The organism is Kitasatospora sp. NPDC059722 (assembly GCF_042733235.1).
In the GTDB taxonomy this organism is placed as follows: Bacteria; Actinomycetota; Actinomycetes; order Streptomycetales; family Streptomycetaceae; genus Kitasatospora.
In genome coordinates this window covers 82,732-98,725 of sequence record NZ_JBHWGD010000007.1, presented here as the reverse complement: position 1 = coordinate 98,725, position 15,994 = coordinate 82,732, and the positions used below count along the sequence as shown (strand labels likewise).

The window sequence follows — 15,994 nt, the reverse complement described above, 5'->3', positions numbered from 1 at the left end:
CGCCCGTGCGGCCCGCCCGCCCAGGCCCGCCACCTTCCGCCTGTCCGTCCGACCGACCCGAGAAACGAGAGTCGTGATCACCTACAGCCGCCCACTCGACGCCCTGGCCAGCGGGCCCGCGGACCTGACGCAGCACGAGATCGAAGCGCTGGCGACCCGGCACAACCTGGCCGACGCGCACACCCACCAGCACCAGTCGGCGAGCCAGCGCGAGATCGTCGGTAGGCTGCCCGACCTCTGGTACGAGGCCGAGCGCGGCACGCAGGCGGAGTTCGAGCGGCGGTTCACCGAGGCGTTCTTCCGGCTGCACGGGCAGGCGTCCGCGCTGCACGGCAAGCCGCCCCTGCTCTCCTACGCCGCCTCGGTCTCCACCCTCGTCGTCGCGATGTACCTGCGGGAGCGGCAGGCGACGGTCACACTGGTCGAGCCCTGCTTCGACAACCTCCACGACGTGCTGAGGAACTCGGGGGTCACGGCCCGTCCGATCGCCGAGCGCACCCTGCACGACGTCCAGCACATCTACGACAACCTCAAGGAGTCCGTGCGCGGCGACGCGCTGTTCCTCGTCGACCCGAACAACCCGACCGGCTTCAGCCTGCTCAAGCACGGCCGCTCGGGGTTCGCCGAGGTGGCGCGGTTCTGCCGGGACCACGGCAAGCTGCTGGTCATCGACCTGTGCTTCGCCGCGTTCGCCTTCTGCGGCGACACCCCGTACGGCCGCTTCGACCTCTACGAGCTCCTGCGGGACTCCGGCGTCAGCTATGTCACCATCGAGGACACCGGCAAGACCTGGCCGGTCCAGGACGCCAAGTGCGCCATGCTGGTGACCAGCGACGACGTCTACGAGGACGTCAGGAAGCTGCACACCAGCGTGCTGCTCAACGTGTCGCCCTTCATCCTCAACCTGCTCACCGCCTACGCCGAGGATTCGGCCCGCGACGGCTTCGCGTCGGTCGCCACCGTCTTGGAGACCAACCGCCGGCTGGCGCGCGACGTCCTGGCGGGAACGGTCCTGGAACTCCAGGAACCGGTGGTGCCGGTGAGCGTCGCCTGGTTCAGGATCGCCTCCGACCGGCTCACCGCCACGGAACTGCAGCACCTGCTGCGCGAGGAGGACGTCTACGTACTGCCTGGCACGTACTTCCACTGGCACGCGCCCAGGGCGGGCGACGGGTTCATCCGCATAGCGCTCGCCCGGGACCCGGGCATGTTCGCCGACTCGGTGAAGCGGCTGGCCACGGCGCTGGAGAGGATCGGCCGATGACCCGCCCCGTGACCGGCCCGCCGGCCCGACCGGTGGTCAGCGGCGGGCTGGTCCTGCCGCTCGTCACTCCGGTGGGCCCGGACGGCGCCGTCTCCGAGCCGTGCGTGCGGGCCCTGATCGGCGCCGCGCGCTCCGGCGTGGCAGCACTCATGCCGGCCATCAGCTGCGGGGAGGGCTGGCGGCTGTCCGCGGAGCAGTGGCGCGCCATGGTGGAATTCACCGTGCGCCACGCGGACGGACTTCCGTGCCTCGTCGGAGCGCAGGTCGCCACTGCGGCCGAGGCCGTCGAACGGGCCGCGGTGGCGGCGGACTTGGGCGCGGACGCCGTGGTGGTCGCGCCGCCGATGGGCGGGCCCGCCTCGCCGGAGGCGGTCTACGGCCACTTCGCGACCGTCGCCGCCGCGTCCGAGCTGCCGGTGTTCGTCTACAACGAGTCCGCGGTGTCCGGCAACCGGATCGACCGGGAGACTCTCATCAGGATCCTCCGGCTCGACCGCGTCGTCGGGATGAAGGAGTCGAGTCGCTCCCCGGAGACGACCCGCGCACTGGTGCGGGAGGCCGCGGACACGCCCGTGTTCCAGGGCTGGGAGGACCTCATGCTGGACACCCCGGGGGCCGCGGGTCTGGTGGCACCGCTGGCCCACCTGGACGCCGGGCTGTGCGGGGCACTGCTGCGCGACCGCTCCCCGGCCCGCCAGGCAGCCGTCACGGCGGCCTGTCACCGCTACGGGCTCTTCGGGGACGACTACGTCCTCCGGGTGAAGGCCGAACTGTTCCGAAGAGGGGTCATCGCGCATCCGGGGCCGGTGTGAGGGAACTCAGGTTCTCGCGCAGCCAGGCCCGTTCGGCGGCCATCGACGCGACGTCCCCGCGGTCCAGGAAGGTGCGCCAGGGCTCGACGCCGCGCCCGCCCCAGTGCTCGATCCGGCCCGACTCCCGCTCCTGCAACGCGGCCACCCCGGCGAGCACCTGCGCCGGATCGGCGCCGTAGCCGGCGCACAGGAGCTCCAGCCGGCGGCGCAGCGGGGCGCCGCCGCCGAAGCCGGCCGCGTGCTCCTGCTGCGCACCTCGCAACGGCACCGAGTGCCAAGCCAGTTGGGCGAGGTCGTCGATCGCCGAACCCGGCTCGGCGAAGTCCCAGTCGATGAACCCGACCAGCTCCGCGCCGCGCCAGACCGAGTTCCACGGACCGAGGTCTCCGTGCCGCACGACCTGGCCGGGCCGCCACCGGACGTCCGGGGCGAACCATTCGGCGTCCCGGGGCGGCCTGAACTCGGCCACGGCGGAGTGGAATTCGCGCAGCCACCGGGCCAGCGCCGTGACGCCCTCGTCGCCGCGCAGGACCGCGGGCCAGGGCCGCATCGCGACCTCTCCGTCGAGCAGGGAGAGCACTTCGCACCCGGATTCGTCGATGCCCAGCACCCGCGGGGCCCGGGTGAAGCCGACGTCGTGCAGGTGGCCCAGCAGTGCGTGGACCAGCGGCGTCCACCTGCCGCAGGGGCGCCGGATGGTGTCGCCCACCCGGCGCACGGTGGTAACGCTGCCGCTGGCCTGCGCGCCGTCCTCGATCATGTGGTCAGCCTACGGTGAACTTGCCCGCCAGGCGCTGGTGGTGACGCATCGACGTCAGTTCCCGCAGTTGCAGGTAGGAGTCGCCCAGCGCGCTCTTGAGCATGCTGATCTCCTTCAGGAGCTGTAGCTCGCGGGTGTTCTGCTGGCCGTGGCCGGCGTCGAGGCCCTCGCGGCCGGCCTCGATGAAGCGGCGCTTCCAGCTGCTGATCGCCTGGTCGGAGACCCCGGCCTGCCGGGCCGCTTCGGCGGCGGTGACCTGACCGGAGAGGATCGACAGAACGATCGAGGCCTTCTCCTCGGACGGCAGTGCGGGTGGACGTGGCACTGGCGTGCTCCCATTCTTCGACTGGATCTCGTGGGGGAATTCCATGACCGGGAAGGGGCTTCGGGGCGGGCTGTCGCGCCATGTCCGTCAGGGTTCGATGCGGATCGATGTGCTGACCATCCGTCAGGATTCATCGTGGATCGACCTGCTGAATGTCCATCAGGGTTCGGTGCGGATCCATCCGCACAGCTCTGGTCGGGACAGGGCCCGGTCGACCGCCTCCTCGGCGGTGCCGGCGGCCGGAGCCTCGGGTGCGGAGAGCGTCAGCGTGGCGGCGGTCGGCGTCACCCCGGTCAGGGTGGCGGTCCAGGGGGCCGGCAAGAGGGAGATCAGGCGTACCGCAGCGGTCTCCGGCGCTGCTGCCGGCAGGGCCTGGGCGGTCGCCACGATCCGTACGTGCTGTTCGTAGGGCACGGGGGCCTCCAGGTCGAGTCGGATGGCGGCCCGGCTCAGCCCCAGTCGTGGACGTCGGGGGTGGCGGCGCCGGCCGGGGCGCCGCCGGTCACCGCAGCGGCGGGCTGCACCTGCTGCCCGGCCTGCGCGGCGCCCACGCCCACGAGTGCGATCAGTGCCGCGCCGAGCGCCGAACAGGCGTACAGGGGAAAGGACTTGCGGAGCCGGACGGAGGTGGCCGGGCTGGATTCGGTGCGGATCATGGACTGCATCTCCCTTTGATCCCTTGAGAAGGGCGAGGACTCCTGGTGCCTCGCACGAACAACTCTGACGACCGAGTGGAGACAGATCGAGCCTCGGGATGCGCAAGTTACTGCAAGCCGGTGTGCCGCATCCTGCAGGGGGCGGCCGCGGGCACCCGTACTGGATGACTGACTCCTGGGGCACCATCGCCGACTGGTATGCGGAACTCCTGCGGGCCGGTTCCGCTCTGAATGACTTCACACCGACCAGTCGACCATGCGCGCCGACCGCCTACGACTGCTAACTCCTTGGAATCGATCATCTAGTCTGTCGGGGTGCTCCTTCTCGTCAGGCGTCGCCACGTGGACCTGCTCCGCGTCACGAGCATGTCCTGTCGGCGCTTCGGCTGACCTTCGTTCCCGGCATCCGTTCCGCCGCCGGACAGGGCAGCTTTCCGGTTCGAACGATCTCGACGACTATTGGACTGGACCTTTGCGGTCCGTGGCGCGGTAAGCACCGACACGGGGGTGGGCATGCGACAGCGGCACCTGACGTTCCTGGGGGTCGCCCCGGACGACGAGGAGGCGTACCGGCTCCTCCTGCGCCGTGGCGAGACCACCCACGAGGAGCTCGCGGGTCACTTCGACACGGCCGACGGGGACCTCGGCGGGCGGCTGACCGGCCTCGGCCTGGCCCGGGAGACCGGGGACGGCGTGCTGCACCCGGTGTCGCCGGCGAAGGCCGTGGAGCACCTGGTGGAGTACGCGGTGGGCCTGCTGCGGTCCCGGCTGGAGGAGGAGGTCACCACCAGCCGCACGGTCGACGTGTTGATCGCCGAGCGGGGGGTGCAGGCGGCGGAGCGGCGCTCGGCCGGCCCCGATGCCTCGATCCGGCGTCTGGAGGGCATGGCGGAGGTGCGGGAGGTCATCGACGAACTCACCTTCTTCACCTGGACGGAGAGCCTCACGACGCACCCCGGCGGTGTGCTGAGCGCGGACACCATCGCGCACGCGCGCCCGCTGGACGAGCGGATCCTGCGCCGGGGCGTCCACATGCGAACGCTCCTGGGCGCGGCGGCCCTGGACGACCGGCCCACGATGGCCTACGCCCGCGAGCTGACCGCCCAGGGGGCGCAGATCCGTATCTCGCGCCAGCCGCTGGAGCGGCTCATCGTCTGCGACCGGGTCGCCGCCCTCACCCCCATCGACCCCGCCCACACGGCCAAGGGCGCCATCCTCGTCCGTGAGACGGGACTCGTCGCCGCGCTCGCCTCGCTCTTCGAACGCATGTGGGGCGCGGCGGAGGAACTCCCGCCCGAGGGGCCCGGCACCGGGCCGTCCGTCGGAGGCGTCAGCGAGCTGGAGCGGAGGATCCTCCAGACGCTGTACACGGCGGACAAGGACGAGAGCGGGGCGCGTGACCTCGGGATCGCGGTTCGGACCTACCGCAAGTACGTGGCCTCGCTGATGCGCCGGCTGGAGGCCGCCAACCGGTTCCAGGCGGCCCTCCTCGCCCGCGAGCGAGGCTGGATATGAGCCCCGGTGTCCCCGCCACACGGGTGTCTACCGGCCGCCGTCGTCGGGGGGCAGCCACTGGCTGGTGTCCGCCTCGCCCGGGGCCAGCCGGTTCACCACCTCGGCGAGTTCGACGCAGGCCTGCTCGATGCGGCGGTAGGTGTTGCGCTGCTCGGCGATGATCGCGGACAGCAGCAGGCCCGTCAGCGCCGCGCACGCGTTGAGGGCCTGGAGCACCACCATGTCGGCGACGAGTCCGTGGCGGGCGAACGGTCCGCTGCGGTCGGTGGCCGCGACGATCGCGAGCACCGAGATCAGGAGCACGCAGGGCGCCGCGCCGATCAGCCGGAAGCGCAGGGCCGCCCAGATCAGGAAGGGGAAGACCAGGAAGAGCAGGTTCACCGTGGTCGAGGTGGCGATCAGGGTGGCGGCGGCGGTTCCGGCCAGCAGCAGGACCGGCTCCACCCAGTCGAACGGGCCTGGATCGGCGGGCGGCCGGGCGGTGCGCAGCGCCAGCAGCAGCGGGGTGACCACCAGGACGCCCATCGCGTCGCCGGTCCACCAGGCCGACCAGGTGGACCAGAAACCGTCCGCCGGCAGCGAGCCGTTCAGGACCAGCACGGTGGTGCCGATGGTGGAGCTGACCAGCATGCCGGCGAACGCGCCGAGGAAGACGAGGGCCACCCCGTCGCGGAGCCGGTCCAGCTCGATCCGGAAGCCGACCCGGCGCAGCATGAGGTACGCGGCGACCGGCGCGAGCGTGTTGCCGGCGACGATGCCGAGCGAGCTCCAGTGCGCCGGCCCGATGGTGACGACCACCAGGTAGGCGCCCAGCGCGACGGCCGGCCAGATGCCGAGCCCGAGGAGCAGCAGGCAGGTGAGCGCGATCCCGGTCGGCGGCCACAGCGGGGTGACCTTGGCCCCGGCGATCACCACCTGGCGCAGCAGGCCGAGCCGGCCGGCGGCGAGGTAGACGGTGGTGACCGCGAGCAGTCGTATGGCGGTCACCGCCAGGTCACGGGGGGAACGGGGGCGGAACGGCGTAGTCAGCGGCACGGCAGCATCTCACTACGCCCGGTCGGCGATGCGGCGTGTGACACGCGTGGCCTGCCCCGGGGCCCGGCCGGGAGCCGCTAGCGGTCGTGGCGCAGGACCAGGACGGCGGCGTCGTCGGCGTGTCCGGTGAGGTCGGCCACCCGGAGCACGGCGGCTGCCAGTTCGTCCGGGTCGGCCCCGACCCGCTCCCGCAGGACGGCCGCGACCTCGTCCAGCCCGGCCTCGATGGGGAACGCGGGGCCCTCGACCACGCCGTCGGTGACCAGCGCCATGACCCCGCTCCCGGTGAGCCTGTGGTGCGTCACGGGGTACGTCGCGCCGGGCAGGACGCCCAGCGGGGGCCCGCCCTCGTCGGCGCAGTGGCCCCAGCGGCCGTCGCGGTTGGCCCACACGGGCGGGACGTGGCCGGCGCGGGCGTGCGACAGGTCCCCGGTGACCGGGTCGTAGCGCAGGAAGCTGCAGGTGGCGAAGCGGCGGCTGTCCAGGGATATCAGCAGGTCGTTGGCCCGGGCGAGGACCTCGCCGGGGTCGGCGGCGGTGGCCGCCACCGCGCGCAGGCCGACCCGGACCTGGCCCATGAGCGCCGCCGCCTCCACGTCGTGGCCCTGGACGTCGCCGAGCGAGAAGGCCAGGGAGCCGTCGGGCAGGGGGAAGCCGTCGTACCAGTCCCCGCCGACGCTCAGGCCGTGCCGGGCCGGCGCGTACCGGGCCGCGGCCCGCAGCTCCGGCCGCTGCGGCAGGGCGGCCGGCAGCAGCTCCCGCTGGAGCGCCTCGGCCAGCTCCACCTGGGCCCGCTGGAGCTCGGCGTGCGCCAGGGCGCGCGCCGTGAGTCCTTCGAGCTGGGTCAGCAGGGCGTCGGCGCTCGGATGGCTGGCGGGGCGGCGTCGGCTCATCGGCCCTCCGGCCGTCGGGGCGGTGGTGGTCAGGGCCAGCCTATGTCGGCCGAACGGGTGAGGGCCGGTCGAGCGCGGTGCCCCGGGCGAGCGCTCGGCGCGGCCCGGGCAGGCGCACGGGCGGTTCGACGGGGCTCGTCGAGGCCGCTCAGCGCCCCTCCGGCACGACCGCGCCCCGTTCTGCGCCGGGGATGCGGGTGGCCAGCAGCGCGCCGCCCGTGGCGACGGCGGCCAGGGCGAGGCCCGCGGGGCCGAGCGCCGTGCCGACGGCGGCGGGTCCGGCGACGGTGGCCGCCAGCGCCACCCCGAGGGCGGGGCCGACGTTCATGGCGGTCTGCTGGAGGCCGCCCGCGACCCCGGCCCGGGAGGCGGCCGTGCCGCGCACGACGATGGCCGTGGCGGTGGCCATCACCGCGCCGAACCCGGCGCCGAGCAGGAGGAAGCCGGCCCCCGTCCCGACCGGCCCGGAGGACCGGTCGAGCCGGGAGATCAGCAATACGCCCAGGGCGACCAGCAGCATGCCCGACACGACGGTCTCCCTGGCACCGTGACGGTTCGCCAGCCAGGTGGAGGCGGGCGCCGCGAGCACTATCGTCACGGCGAGCGGCAGCGCCCGCAGTGCACTCTGCAACGGGTCGAGGGCGAGGACGTCCTGCAGGAAGTAGGTGGCGAGGAAGAGCGTCCCGGAGAGCGCCGCCGACGCCGCGAGCAGGGCGCCCAGCACGGGCGTCACCCCGGCGGAGCGCAGTACGGCCGGGGGCAGCAGCGGACGGGCGGTGCGCCGCTCGTGCCGGGCGAACGCGAGGCCGAGGACGGTGGCGGCGGCCAGGCCGAGCGTGCTGCCCCGGGAGGGCAGGCCGACCAGGGACTGGACGAGGCAGCCGAGGGTGAGCGCGAGCAGTGCCGCGCCCGGCAGGTCGAGCCCGCCGGTGTCCCCGCCGCGCACGGGCCCCGGCATCGGGACGGCGAGGGCGAGCAGTCCGGCGGCAGCGGCGGGCAGGAGGGTGAGGAAGAAGACCGCCCGCCAGCCGAGGTGTGCGGTGAGCGCGCCGCCGAGGAGCGGTCCGACGGCGGCCGCGAGCCCGATCGCGCTGGTGCGCAGGGCGATCGGCCCGGCGAGCCGCTCGCCGGGGAAGACCGCGCGCAGCATGCCGAGGGTCGCGGGTTGCAGCAGGGCCCCCGCGACGCCCTGCGCGACCCTGAGGGCGATCACCCAGCCGATGCCCGGCGCCAGGCCGATCCCGGCCGAGGCGGCGGCGAAGCCCGCCACTCCGGCGCCGAACACGCGCCGGTGCCCGTACCGGTCGCCCAGGCGGCCCGCGAAGACCAGCAGGGCGGCGACGGCGACGAGGTAGCCGGTGCTGGTCCACTGGACGGCCGCGGCGGTGGTGTGGAGGTCGCGCTGGAGGCTGGGCTGGACGACGGACAGCACGGTGCCGTCCAGGGCCACGACGACGGCGCCGGTGATGCTCGCGGCGAGCGTCAGCCGCTCGCGCCGGGCGGCGCTCACCGCTGTGCCGGGGCGCCGAGGTGGGCGTCGACGATCGCCGTCAGGACCGGCTCCACGTCGTCGTCGCCGGTGAGCAGCCGCAGGCTGCCCCAGGCGCGCAGCTGGGCGAGGCCGTGCAGGTTCGCGAGCAGGGCGACGGCCGTGGTGCCGCTGTCGCGCTCGGGGCGGGCCTCGCCGACCAGGCGGGCGAAGGTGCGGAAGAGCGGCAGCGAGGTCGAGCGGAGGTCGGCCCCGCTGCCCTCCAGCAGGTCGTGGCGGAACATCAGCTCGAACATGCCGGGGTTGGCGGCGGCGAAGCGCAGGTGGGCGCGGGCGAGCCCGGTGAGCCGGTCGCGGGGCGGGAGGCCGTCGGTGGCGGCGAGGGTGTCGGCCGCGGCGAGGGTGTCGGTGAGCTTGCCGAAGCCGTGCCGGGCGATGGCGGCGAGCAGTTCGCGGTGGGTGGGGAAGTAGCGGCGCGGCGCGCCGTGCGAGACGCCGGCCCGGCGGGCGATCTCGCGCAGGCCGAGCGCCTGGACGCCGTCCCGGGCCAGCAGTTCGACTCCGGCGGCCACCAGGCGGGTGCGGAGGTCCTTCTCCTCTTCGGTCATGGACACTGTCTACCAGGGCCGAGTAGACAGTGTCTACTCGCCATGGCGCAGCGCCGGGCGGCACAATCGGCGGCATGGACGAAGGCGGAGAGGCGGCCTGCTGGCTGGACCGGGTCTGCCCGGAGTGCGGACGGCTGCGCGAGCGGGCCGGGGCCGAACCGTGCGAGAACTGCGGCGCGGTGCCGGAGCCCGAGGGGGTCGCCGGACACGACTGAGCCCCGGCGCGGCACGGCGGCCGGACCGGGGCGTCAGCTTCAGGGGACAGCGGCGGGCCTACTGCGGCGGCTGGTCGCGGAACTGTTCCTTGAGCTTGTCCTGGGCGGTGTCCACCTGGCTGCCGTACTTGCCCTCGGTGCGTTCGTCGAAGGCGTCGCCCGCCTTGTCGACGCCCTTCTCGGCCTGGTCCTCGTGGCCCTTGAGCAGGCTCTTGAGCTTATCCATCATGGACATGGTCACACTCCTGGAAGAGAGTCCCCCACCTCTCCAGCATCACCGAGCGGTGACCGGTCCGCATCCCGTCGCGCCGCGGCGCCCTCCCCCCGGACGGACGCGGCGGTCTTGGCAGGCCTGGTGACGGTCATGTCAAATCGGAGTCCACGGACCGTCGGAAGGACCCGCCTTGACGCTGCGCACCCGCCGCCCGCGCACCCGCCGCCCGCGCACCCGCCGTACGAGAACCCCGCTCGCCCACCCCGCCGGAGCCGCGGTGACGGCGACCGCCCTGGCCGTGCCGCTGCTGCTCGCCGGGGCCGGCACCGCGGGCGCCGACCCGGACCCGGCCCGCCGGGGTGCGCAGCTCGCGGCCCGGCTGGTCGACCGGAGCACCGCCGACGACGCCCTCGACACGCTCCGGGCCCTCCAGCGGATCGCCGACCGCAACGGCGGCACCAGGGCAGCCGGCTCGCCGGGCCACGAGGAGTCCGCCCGCTACGTCTACGAGCAGGCCCGCCGGGCCGGGCTCAAGGTCTCGCGGCAGGAGTTCTCCTACACGTTCTTCGAGGCGCGGACCCAGCGCCTCGACGTCGTGTCACCACAGGCCGAGCAGGTGCCGGTGATCGCCATGACGTACTCGCCGAGCGGCCCGGAGGCGGGCGTGAAGGGCGAGTTGGCGGTCGTGCCGGTCGGCCCGGCCACCGGCTGCGCGGCCGCCGACTACCCGGAGGGGGAGTTCACCGGCCGGATCGCGCTGATCCGGCGCGGGGGCTGCGGCTTCGCCGTCAAGCAGGCCGCGGCGGCAGCGGCGGGCGCGGCCGGCGCGATCGTCTACAACAGCGCGGACGGCGACCTGAACGGGACGCTCGGCGAGCCGAACGCGGTGCGGATCCCCGTCGGCGGCGTCTCGAAGGCGGCGGGGGAGGCGCTGGCGGCGAAGGCGGCGGCCGGACCGGTCGAAGTGAGCCTGGACATCCGCACGTTCACGGAGCCGCGCACCACGTGGAACGTCCTCGCCGAGACCCGCGGCGGCGACGAGAACAACACCGTCTTCGTCGGCGCCCACCTCGACTCCGTCCCGGCCGGCCCGGGTGTCAACGACAACGGCTCCGGCTCGGCGGGCATCCTGGAGGTCGCCCGCAACCTCGGTGTCCGGCCGGTGCGGAACAAGGTCAAGTTCGCCTGGTGGTCCGCCGAGGAGTTCGGGCTCAAGGGGTCGGAGGCGTACGTCAAGTCGCTGGCGGAGGCGGACCGGAAGAAGATCCGGCTCTACCTCAACTTCGACATGATCGCCTCCCCGAACCACGCCCAGTTCGTCTACGACGGCTCCGGCAGCACCGGCGGCGGCGCCGGTCCCGCGGGCTCGGCGCAGATCCAGCGGCACATCTCCGACTTCCTCGACCGCCGCGGCGTGCCGCACGAGCCGGTGGCCTTCAACGGGCGTTCCGACTACGGCCCGTTCATCGACGCGGGCATCCCGGCGGGCGGCACCGACACCGGCGCCGAGGTCGTCAAGTCGGCAGCGCAGCAGGCCCGTTACGGCGGCACGGCGGGCGTCGCCTTCGATCCCTGCTACCACAAAGCCTGCGACGGCCTGGACAACCTCGACCGGGACGCGTTCGACACGAACATCGCCGTGATCGCCCACGCCGTCGGCACGTTCGCGTGGGACCTCGGCGAACTCGACCGGCCCGCGACCGTGTCGCCCCAGGCGAGCGGCGGCGGCGCCGGGGGCGGCCTCGGCGAGGACCACGCCCACGAGGTGGCGGCCTGACGACCGGGTGGGCCCGCTGCCGTCCTCGGGCGGCGGGCCCACCCGGCCGTCAGCCCGGCCCCCGGCCACCGCACTTGAAGCTGACACCGGTGTGAGCTTCTACGGTTCCGGCATGACGACGAAGACGGCGAAGACGACGAAGACGGCGCACAAGAACGCTACGAACACGGCGAACACGACGGCGACGAACGCGAACACGGCGAACACCCGCACCCCCGGCCTCTTCCAGCCCGCCGACCTCGGCCCGCTGCACCTCCCCAACCGCCTCGTGATGGCCCCGATGACCCGCACCCGGGCCGGCGCCGACGGCGTCCCACAGCCGATCATGGCCACCTACTACGCCCAGCGCGCCACCGCCGGACTGATCATCGCCGAGGCCGCCACCCCGAACCGGGTCGGCCGCACCTACGCCGACATCCCGGCCATCCACGCCGACGAGCACGTCACCGGCTGGCGCACGGTGACCGACGCCGTGGCCGCGGCGGGCGGACGGATGTTCCTCCAGCTCCAGCACGGCGGCCGGATCGGCCACCCCGAGAACAGCGGACTGCACCCCGTCGCCCCCTCGCCGGTCGCGCTGCCCGAGACGATCCACACCCCGGGCGGCCACCGCGAGTCCGTCGTCCCGCGCGAGCTGACCGCCGACGAGATCGGCCGGACGGTCGCCGACTTCGCCGCCGCCGCCCGCAGGGCCGTCGAGGCCGGGTTCGCCGGCGTCGAGGTGCACGGCGCCAACGGCTACCTGCTGCACCAGTTCCTCGCCCGGAACACCAATCGCCGCACCGACGGCTACGGCGGCCCGGTGGCGAACCGGATCCGCTTCGTCGTCGAGGTGGTCCGCGCCGTAGCCGCCGAGATCGGCCCGGAGCGCGTCGGCCTGCGGGTGTCGCCCGGCTTCACCGGCCAGGGCATGGCGGAGGGCGACACCGCAGCGATCTACCGCGCCCTGACCGGCGAACTCGCCGGTGACGGCCTCGCCTACCTGCACGTCGTCTTCGCCGACCCCGAGGACGCCGTCTTCCAGGAGCTCCGCAAGGCCTGGCCCGGCACCCTCATCGCCAACCCCGTGCTCGGCTGGGGGCAGCCGCTGCCCGAGGACGGCGGCCTGGCCGCCGCCGGGCGCCTGCTCGCGGCCGGTGCCGACCTGATCTCCTTCGGCCGCGGCTTCCTCGCCAACCCCGACCTGGTCGAGCGCCTGCGCACCGGAGCGCCGCTCAACCCCCTGCGCGACGGCCTGATGTACACGGGCGGCGCCGAGGGGTACACCGACTACCCGGCGCTCGCCGGGTGACCCGCCGGCGGCGGGCCCGGCGTCGAACGCGCGAACCCGTCCGCCGGCCCACCCCGGTGACCTGCGACATCGATCACGGAGGCGGACACCACTGACAATTGCGCCCCCGGACGGGTACGGTGCCGCGCGGAGCGTGCCCGCCGAGACCCGGTGGGTGCGCCGGGCCCGGTCCTGCCACCATGGGACCGAGATCAGGACCACCGTGACACCCTCGGAGGAGTCAGCACCATGAGCACGCACTACGACGTCGTCGTCCTCGGCGCGGGCCCCGGCGGTTACACCGCCGCCGTCCGCTCCGCCCAGCTGGGCCTGAAGACCGCGATCATCGAGGCCAAGTACTGGGGCGGCGTCTGCCTCAACGTCGGCTGCATCCCCTCCAAGGCCCTGCTGCGCAACGCCGAGCTGGCGCACATCTTCACCAAGGAGGCCAAGACCTTCGGCATCAAGGTCGAGGGCCAGGTCAGCTTCGACTTCGGCGAGGCCTTCCGCCGCAGCCGCGCCGTCGCCGACGGCCGGGTCAAGGGCGTCCACTACCTGATGAAGAAGAACGGCATCACCGAGTACGACGGCTGGGGCACGTTCGTCGACGACCACACCCTCCAGGTCGCGCTCAGCGGCGGCGGCTTCGACGTCGTCACGTTCGACCACTGCATCATCGCGGCCGGCGCCACCACCCGCCTCCTGCCCGGCACCAGCCTGAGCGAGCGCGTGGTCACCTACGAGGAGCAGATCCTCACCGAGCAGCTGCCCGAGAGCATCATCATCGCGGGCGCCGGCGCGATCGGCGTCGAGTTCGCCTACGTGCTGCACAACTACGGCGTGAAGGTCACCATCGTCGAGTTCCTGGACCGCGTGGTGCCGCTGGAGGACGTCGAGGTCTCCACCGAACTCGCCAAGCAGTACCGCAAGCTGGGCATCGAGGTGCTGACCTCGACCCGCGTCGAGTCGATCGACGACAGCGACCCGAACGCCAAGGTGCGCGTCACCGTCACCAAGGACGGGCAGCAGCAGGTGCTGGAGGCCGACAAGGTGCTCCAGGCGATCGGCTTCGCGCCGCGCGTCAACGGCTACGGCCTGGAGAACGCCGGCGTCAAGCTCACCGACCGCGGCGCCATCGCGGTCGACGGCCGCGGCCGCACCAGCGCCGGGCACATCTTCGCGATCGGCGACGTGACCGCCAAGCTGATGCTGGCCCACGCCGCCGAGACGATGGCCGTGATCGCCGCCGAGACCATCGGCGGGGCGGAGACCATGGAGGTCGACTTCGCCATGATCCCGCGCGCCACCTACTGCCAGCCGCAGATCGCCTCCTTCGGCTACACCGAGGCCCAGGCCCGCGAGCTCGGCTACGACGTCAAGGTCGCCAAGTTCCCCTTCACCGCCAACGGCAAGGCGCACGGTCTCGGCCACCCGATCGGCTTCGTCAAGGTGATCTGCGACGACACCCACGGCGAACTGCTCGGCGCCCACCTGATCGGCCCCGAGGTCACCGAGCTGCTCCCCGAGCTGACGCTCGCCCAGCAGTGGGACCTCACCGTCCACGAGGTCGCCCGCAACGTCCACGCGCACCCGACGCTCGGCGAGGCCGTCAAGGAGGCCATCCACGGCCTGGCCGGCCACATGATCAACATGTGACGTCCGCCGCGTGAGGACGGCTCCCGGGGTCCGAAGGCAGCCTCGGGAGCCGTCGTGCGGGTGAGCGGCGTGCGCACGGAAAACGGTTGGCACGCGGTGTGCCCGGGGCGTTAACCTCGGTGGCATGGACGTCATGGACCGAAGCACCACCGCAGCCGCGCGAGCGACCAGCTCGCCGGTTGCCGCCGCCTGACGTACCCCCTCCCCCCGGCGACCGGAAACGGTCCGCCGGTGGTGCCTTCGAGGTGTTCCCTCCTCGGTTCCGACGATCGCGTGGACTCGTTGTCCGGTGCCTCCGCCCGGCCCGCACGCGAAGGAGCCACCCCATGAACACCGACCAGCTCGTCCGTACCTTCATCGAGTACTACGAGGACCGCGGCCACCACCGCATCACCGGCTCGACCCTGCTGCCCCCGCCCGGAGACCCGGTGCTGTTCACCACCTCCGGCATGCACCCCCTCACGCCCCACCTGGAAGGGCGCCCGCACCCGCTCGGCCGGCGCCTGGTCAACGTGCAGCGCTGCCTGCGCACCACGGACCTCGACGAGGTCGGCGACCGCACCCACCTGACCGTCTTCGAGATGCTCGGCACCTGGTCCCTCGGCGACTACGAGGGCCCGCAGAGCCTCGACTGGGGCTACGGGCTGCTCACCGACGGCCTCGGCGTCGACCCCGGCCTGCTCCACGTCACCGTCTTCGGCGGCGACGACCGGGTCGGCCCCGACACCGGCTCGCTGGAGCTCTGGCAGGACCGCGGCGTCCCGGTCGAGCTCACCGTCGAGGACAACTGGTGGTCCAACGGCCCGACCGGGCCCTGCGGCCCCGACTCCGAGATCTTCCTGTGGACCGGCGACACCCCGCCGCGGTCGACGCCCACGCAGGACGACCGCTGGGTCGAGGTGTGGAACCACGTCATGATGCGCCACCGCCGCCTCGACGACGGCTCGCTCGTCCCGCTCCCGCAGCGCAACGTCGACACCGGCCTCGGCCTGGAACGGCTCTCCTCGCTGCTCCAGGGCCGCGGGTCGGTCTTCGAGTGCGACGTCTTCGACCCCTGGCGCCGCCTCCTGCCGACCCTCTGGGAGCTCGACGAGCCGTCCCTTCGCCTCGTCTCCGACCACCTCCGCTCGGGCATCGTCGTCATCGGCGACGGCGTCCGCCCGTCCAACACCGGCCGCGGCTACGTCCTGCGCCGCCTGCTGCGCCGGGTGCTCACCGTGCTGCGCCGCGACGACCCGCAGCGCGGACTCGGCGACCTGCCGGACGAGTTGATCCGCCACACCCTGGACCGCTTCCGCCAGGACGTGGACCCGGACGTCGTCCGCCGGACCCTCCTCGACGAGGAGCACCGCTTCGGCCGGCTCCTGGACCGCGGCCGGCAGGTGCTCTCCCGCCCCCGCTTCCGCGGCCCGCTCACCGAGGACGACCTCCACTACCTCCACGACACCCACGGCCTGCCCCGCGAGCTCGTCCTGGACCTCCGGCCGCGGTGACCCGGCCGGGAC

The 15,994-nt window shown here is 73.4% G+C and carries 17 protein-coding genes; 8 read left to right on the top strand and 9 right to left on the bottom strand.

The features are described from left to right. Positions 1-73: 73 nt before the first annotated feature. Both ACFV4F_RS06480 and ACFV4F_RS06475 read left to right on the top strand, forming a co-directional pair. The gene (locus ACFV4F_RS06480) at positions 74-1,264 is read left to right on the top strand and encodes an aminotransferase class I/II-fold pyridoxal phosphate-dependent enzyme (RefSeq protein WP_380437002.1); all 1,191 of its coding nucleotides are present in this window, start codon (positions 74-76) and stop codon (positions 1,262-1,264) included. Further along, a complete protein-coding gene (locus ACFV4F_RS06475; RefSeq protein WP_380500638.1) occupies positions 1,261-2,076 on the top strand; it encodes a dihydrodipicolinate synthase family protein in 816 nt (271 codons plus the stop codon). The genes ACFV4F_RS06480 and ACFV4F_RS06475 overlap by 4 nt, the downstream gene beginning before the upstream one ends. Here the strand turns inward: ACFV4F_RS06475 and ACFV4F_RS06470 are convergent. The 4 genes from ACFV4F_RS06470 to ACFV4F_RS06455 all read right to left on the bottom strand — a co-directional run bounded on the left by ACFV4F_RS06470 (position 2,051) and on the right by ACFV4F_RS06455 (position 3,817). Then, the gene (locus ACFV4F_RS06470) at positions 2,051-2,836 is read right to left on the bottom strand and encodes an aminoglycoside phosphotransferase family protein (RefSeq protein WP_380500637.1); all 786 of its coding nucleotides are present in this window, start codon (positions 2,834-2,836) and stop codon (positions 2,051-2,053) included. The genes ACFV4F_RS06475 and ACFV4F_RS06470 overlap by 26 nt on opposite strands. A 4-nt stretch (positions 2,837-2,840) precedes the next feature. Further along, complete coding sequence (locus tag ACFV4F_RS06465) at positions 2,841-3,161, bottom strand: helix-turn-helix domain-containing protein (protein ID WP_380500636.1); 321 nt, start codon at positions 3,159-3,161, stop codon at positions 2,841-2,843. Positions 3,162-3,320: 159 nt separating this feature from the next. Next, entirely contained in the window at positions 3,321-3,575 is a 255-nt protein-coding gene (locus ACFV4F_RS06460) for a hypothetical protein (RefSeq protein ID WP_380436994.1), read from the bottom strand. Positions 3,576-3,610: 35 nt separating this feature from the next. Beyond that, complete coding sequence (locus ACFV4F_RS06455; protein ID WP_380436992.1) at positions 3,611-3,817, bottom strand: hypothetical protein; 207 nt, start codon at positions 3,815-3,817, stop codon at positions 3,611-3,613. A gap of 513 nt (positions 3,818-4,330) precedes the next feature. Here ACFV4F_RS06455 and ACFV4F_RS06450 point away from each other — a divergent pair. Beyond that, positions 4,331-5,332 (top strand): helix-turn-helix transcriptional regulator, encoded by a 1,002-nt coding sequence (locus tag ACFV4F_RS06450; protein WP_380436990.1) that lies wholly within the window; start codon positions 4,331-4,333, stop codon positions 5,330-5,332. 27 nt (positions 5,333-5,359) lie between these two features. Here ACFV4F_RS06450 and ACFV4F_RS06445 read toward each other — a convergent pair whose 3' ends face one another. The 4 genes from ACFV4F_RS06445 to ACFV4F_RS06430 all read right to left on the bottom strand — a co-directional run bounded on the left by ACFV4F_RS06445 (position 5,360) and on the right by ACFV4F_RS06430 (position 9,357). Beyond that, positions 5,360-6,319: an MASE1 domain-containing protein gene (locus tag ACFV4F_RS06445; protein WP_380436988.1), complete on the bottom strand. Its 960-nt coding sequence runs from the start codon at positions 6,317-6,319 to the stop codon at positions 5,360-5,362. 125 nt (positions 6,320-6,444) lie between these two features. Beyond that, on the bottom strand, positions 6,445-7,260 hold the full coding sequence (locus ACFV4F_RS06440) for a PP2C family protein-serine/threonine phosphatase (protein WP_380436986.1): 816 nt from the start codon (positions 7,258-7,260) through the stop codon (positions 6,445-6,447). A 148-nt stretch (positions 7,261-7,408) separates the two neighbouring features. Continuing rightward, a complete protein-coding gene (locus ACFV4F_RS06435; protein WP_380436984.1) occupies positions 7,409-8,770 on the bottom strand; it encodes an MFS transporter in 1,362 nt (453 codons plus the stop codon). Beyond that, positions 8,767-9,357, bottom strand: coding sequence for a TetR/AcrR family transcriptional regulator (locus tag ACFV4F_RS06430; RefSeq protein WP_380436982.1), 591 nt, complete (start codon positions 9,355-9,357; stop codon positions 8,767-8,769). The genes ACFV4F_RS06435 and ACFV4F_RS06430 overlap by 4 nt, the downstream gene beginning before the upstream one ends. A gap of 74 nt (positions 9,358-9,431) precedes the next feature. On the opposite strand from ACFV4F_RS06430, the gene ACFV4F_RS06425 reads away from it, so the two are divergent. Next, the gene (locus ACFV4F_RS06425; protein ID WP_380436980.1) at positions 9,432-9,572 is read left to right on the top strand and encodes a hypothetical protein; all 141 of its coding nucleotides are present in this window, start codon (positions 9,432-9,434) and stop codon (positions 9,570-9,572) included. A 58-nt stretch (positions 9,573-9,630) separates the two neighbouring features. Here the strand turns inward: ACFV4F_RS06425 and ACFV4F_RS06420 are convergent, their stop codons facing one another. After that, positions 9,631-9,807, bottom strand: a complete 177-nt coding sequence (locus ACFV4F_RS06420) for an antitoxin (protein ID WP_380436978.1) — start codon at positions 9,805-9,807, stop codon at positions 9,631-9,633. 256 nt (positions 9,808-10,063) lie between these two features. Between ACFV4F_RS06420 and ACFV4F_RS06415 the strand changes: the two genes are divergently transcribed. The 4 genes from ACFV4F_RS06415 (at position 10,064) to ACFV4F_RS06400 (ending at position 15,982) form a co-directional block, all read left to right on the top strand. Next, entirely contained in the window at positions 10,064-11,563 is a 1,500-nt protein-coding gene (locus ACFV4F_RS06415) for a M28 family peptidase (RefSeq protein ID WP_380437155.1), read from the top strand. Positions 11,564-11,675: 112 nt separating this feature from the next. Next, on the top strand, positions 11,676-12,854 hold the full coding sequence (locus ACFV4F_RS06410) for an alkene reductase (protein WP_380500635.1): 1,179 nt from the start codon (positions 11,676-11,678) through the stop codon (positions 12,852-12,854). A 228-nt stretch (positions 12,855-13,082) separates the two neighbouring features. Continuing rightward, positions 13,083-14,489 (top strand): dihydrolipoyl dehydrogenase, encoded by a 1,407-nt coding sequence (gene lpdA, locus ACFV4F_RS06405; protein ID WP_380436974.1) that lies wholly within the window; start codon positions 13,083-13,085, stop codon positions 14,487-14,489. A 326-nt stretch (positions 14,490-14,815) separates the two neighbouring features. Continuing rightward, entirely contained in the window at positions 14,816-15,982 is a 1,167-nt protein-coding gene (locus tag ACFV4F_RS06400) for an alanine--tRNA ligase-related protein (RefSeq protein WP_380436972.1), read from the top strand. Positions 15,983-15,994 lie beyond the last annotated feature (12 nt).

Coding starts and splice junctions, on each gene's coding strand:
- ACFV4F_RS06450 (WP_380436990.1), top strand. CDS start 4,331: ATGCGACAGCGGCACCTGACGTTCCTGGGGGTCGCCCCGGACGACGAG.
- ACFV4F_RS06420 (WP_380436978.1), bottom strand. CDS start 9,807: ATGTCCATGATGGATAAGCTCAAGAGCCTGCTCAAGGGCCACGAGGAC.
- ACFV4F_RS06455 (WP_380436992.1), bottom strand. CDS start 3,817: ATGATCCGCACCGAATCCAGCCCGGCCACCTCCGTCCGGCTCCGCAAG.
- ACFV4F_RS06410 (WP_380500635.1), top strand. CDS start 11,676: ATGACGACGAAGACGGCGAAGACGACGAAGACGGCGCACAAGAACGCT.
- lpdA (WP_380436974.1), top strand. CDS start 13,083: ATGAGCACGCACTACGACGTCGTCGTCCTCGGCGCGGGCCCCGGCGGT.
- ACFV4F_RS06470 (WP_380500637.1), bottom strand. CDS start 2,836: ATGATCGAGGACGGCGCGCAGGCCAGCGGCAGCGTTACCACCGTGCGC.
- ACFV4F_RS06475 (WP_380500638.1), top strand. CDS start 1,261: ATGACCCGCCCCGTGACCGGCCCGCCGGCCCGACCGGTGGTCAGCGGC.
- ACFV4F_RS06400 (WP_380436972.1), top strand. CDS start 14,816: ATGAACACCGACCAGCTCGTCCGTACCTTCATCGAGTACTACGAGGAC.
- ACFV4F_RS06440 (WP_380436986.1), bottom strand. CDS start 7,260: ATGAGCCGACGCCGCCCCGCCAGCCATCCGAGCGCCGACGCCCTGCTG.
- ACFV4F_RS06430 (WP_380436982.1), bottom strand. CDS start 9,357: ATGACCGAAGAGGAGAAGGACCTCCGCACCCGCCTGGTGGCCGCCGGA.
- ACFV4F_RS06425 (WP_380436980.1), top strand. CDS start 9,432: ATGGACGAAGGCGGAGAGGCGGCCTGCTGGCTGGACCGGGTCTGCCCG.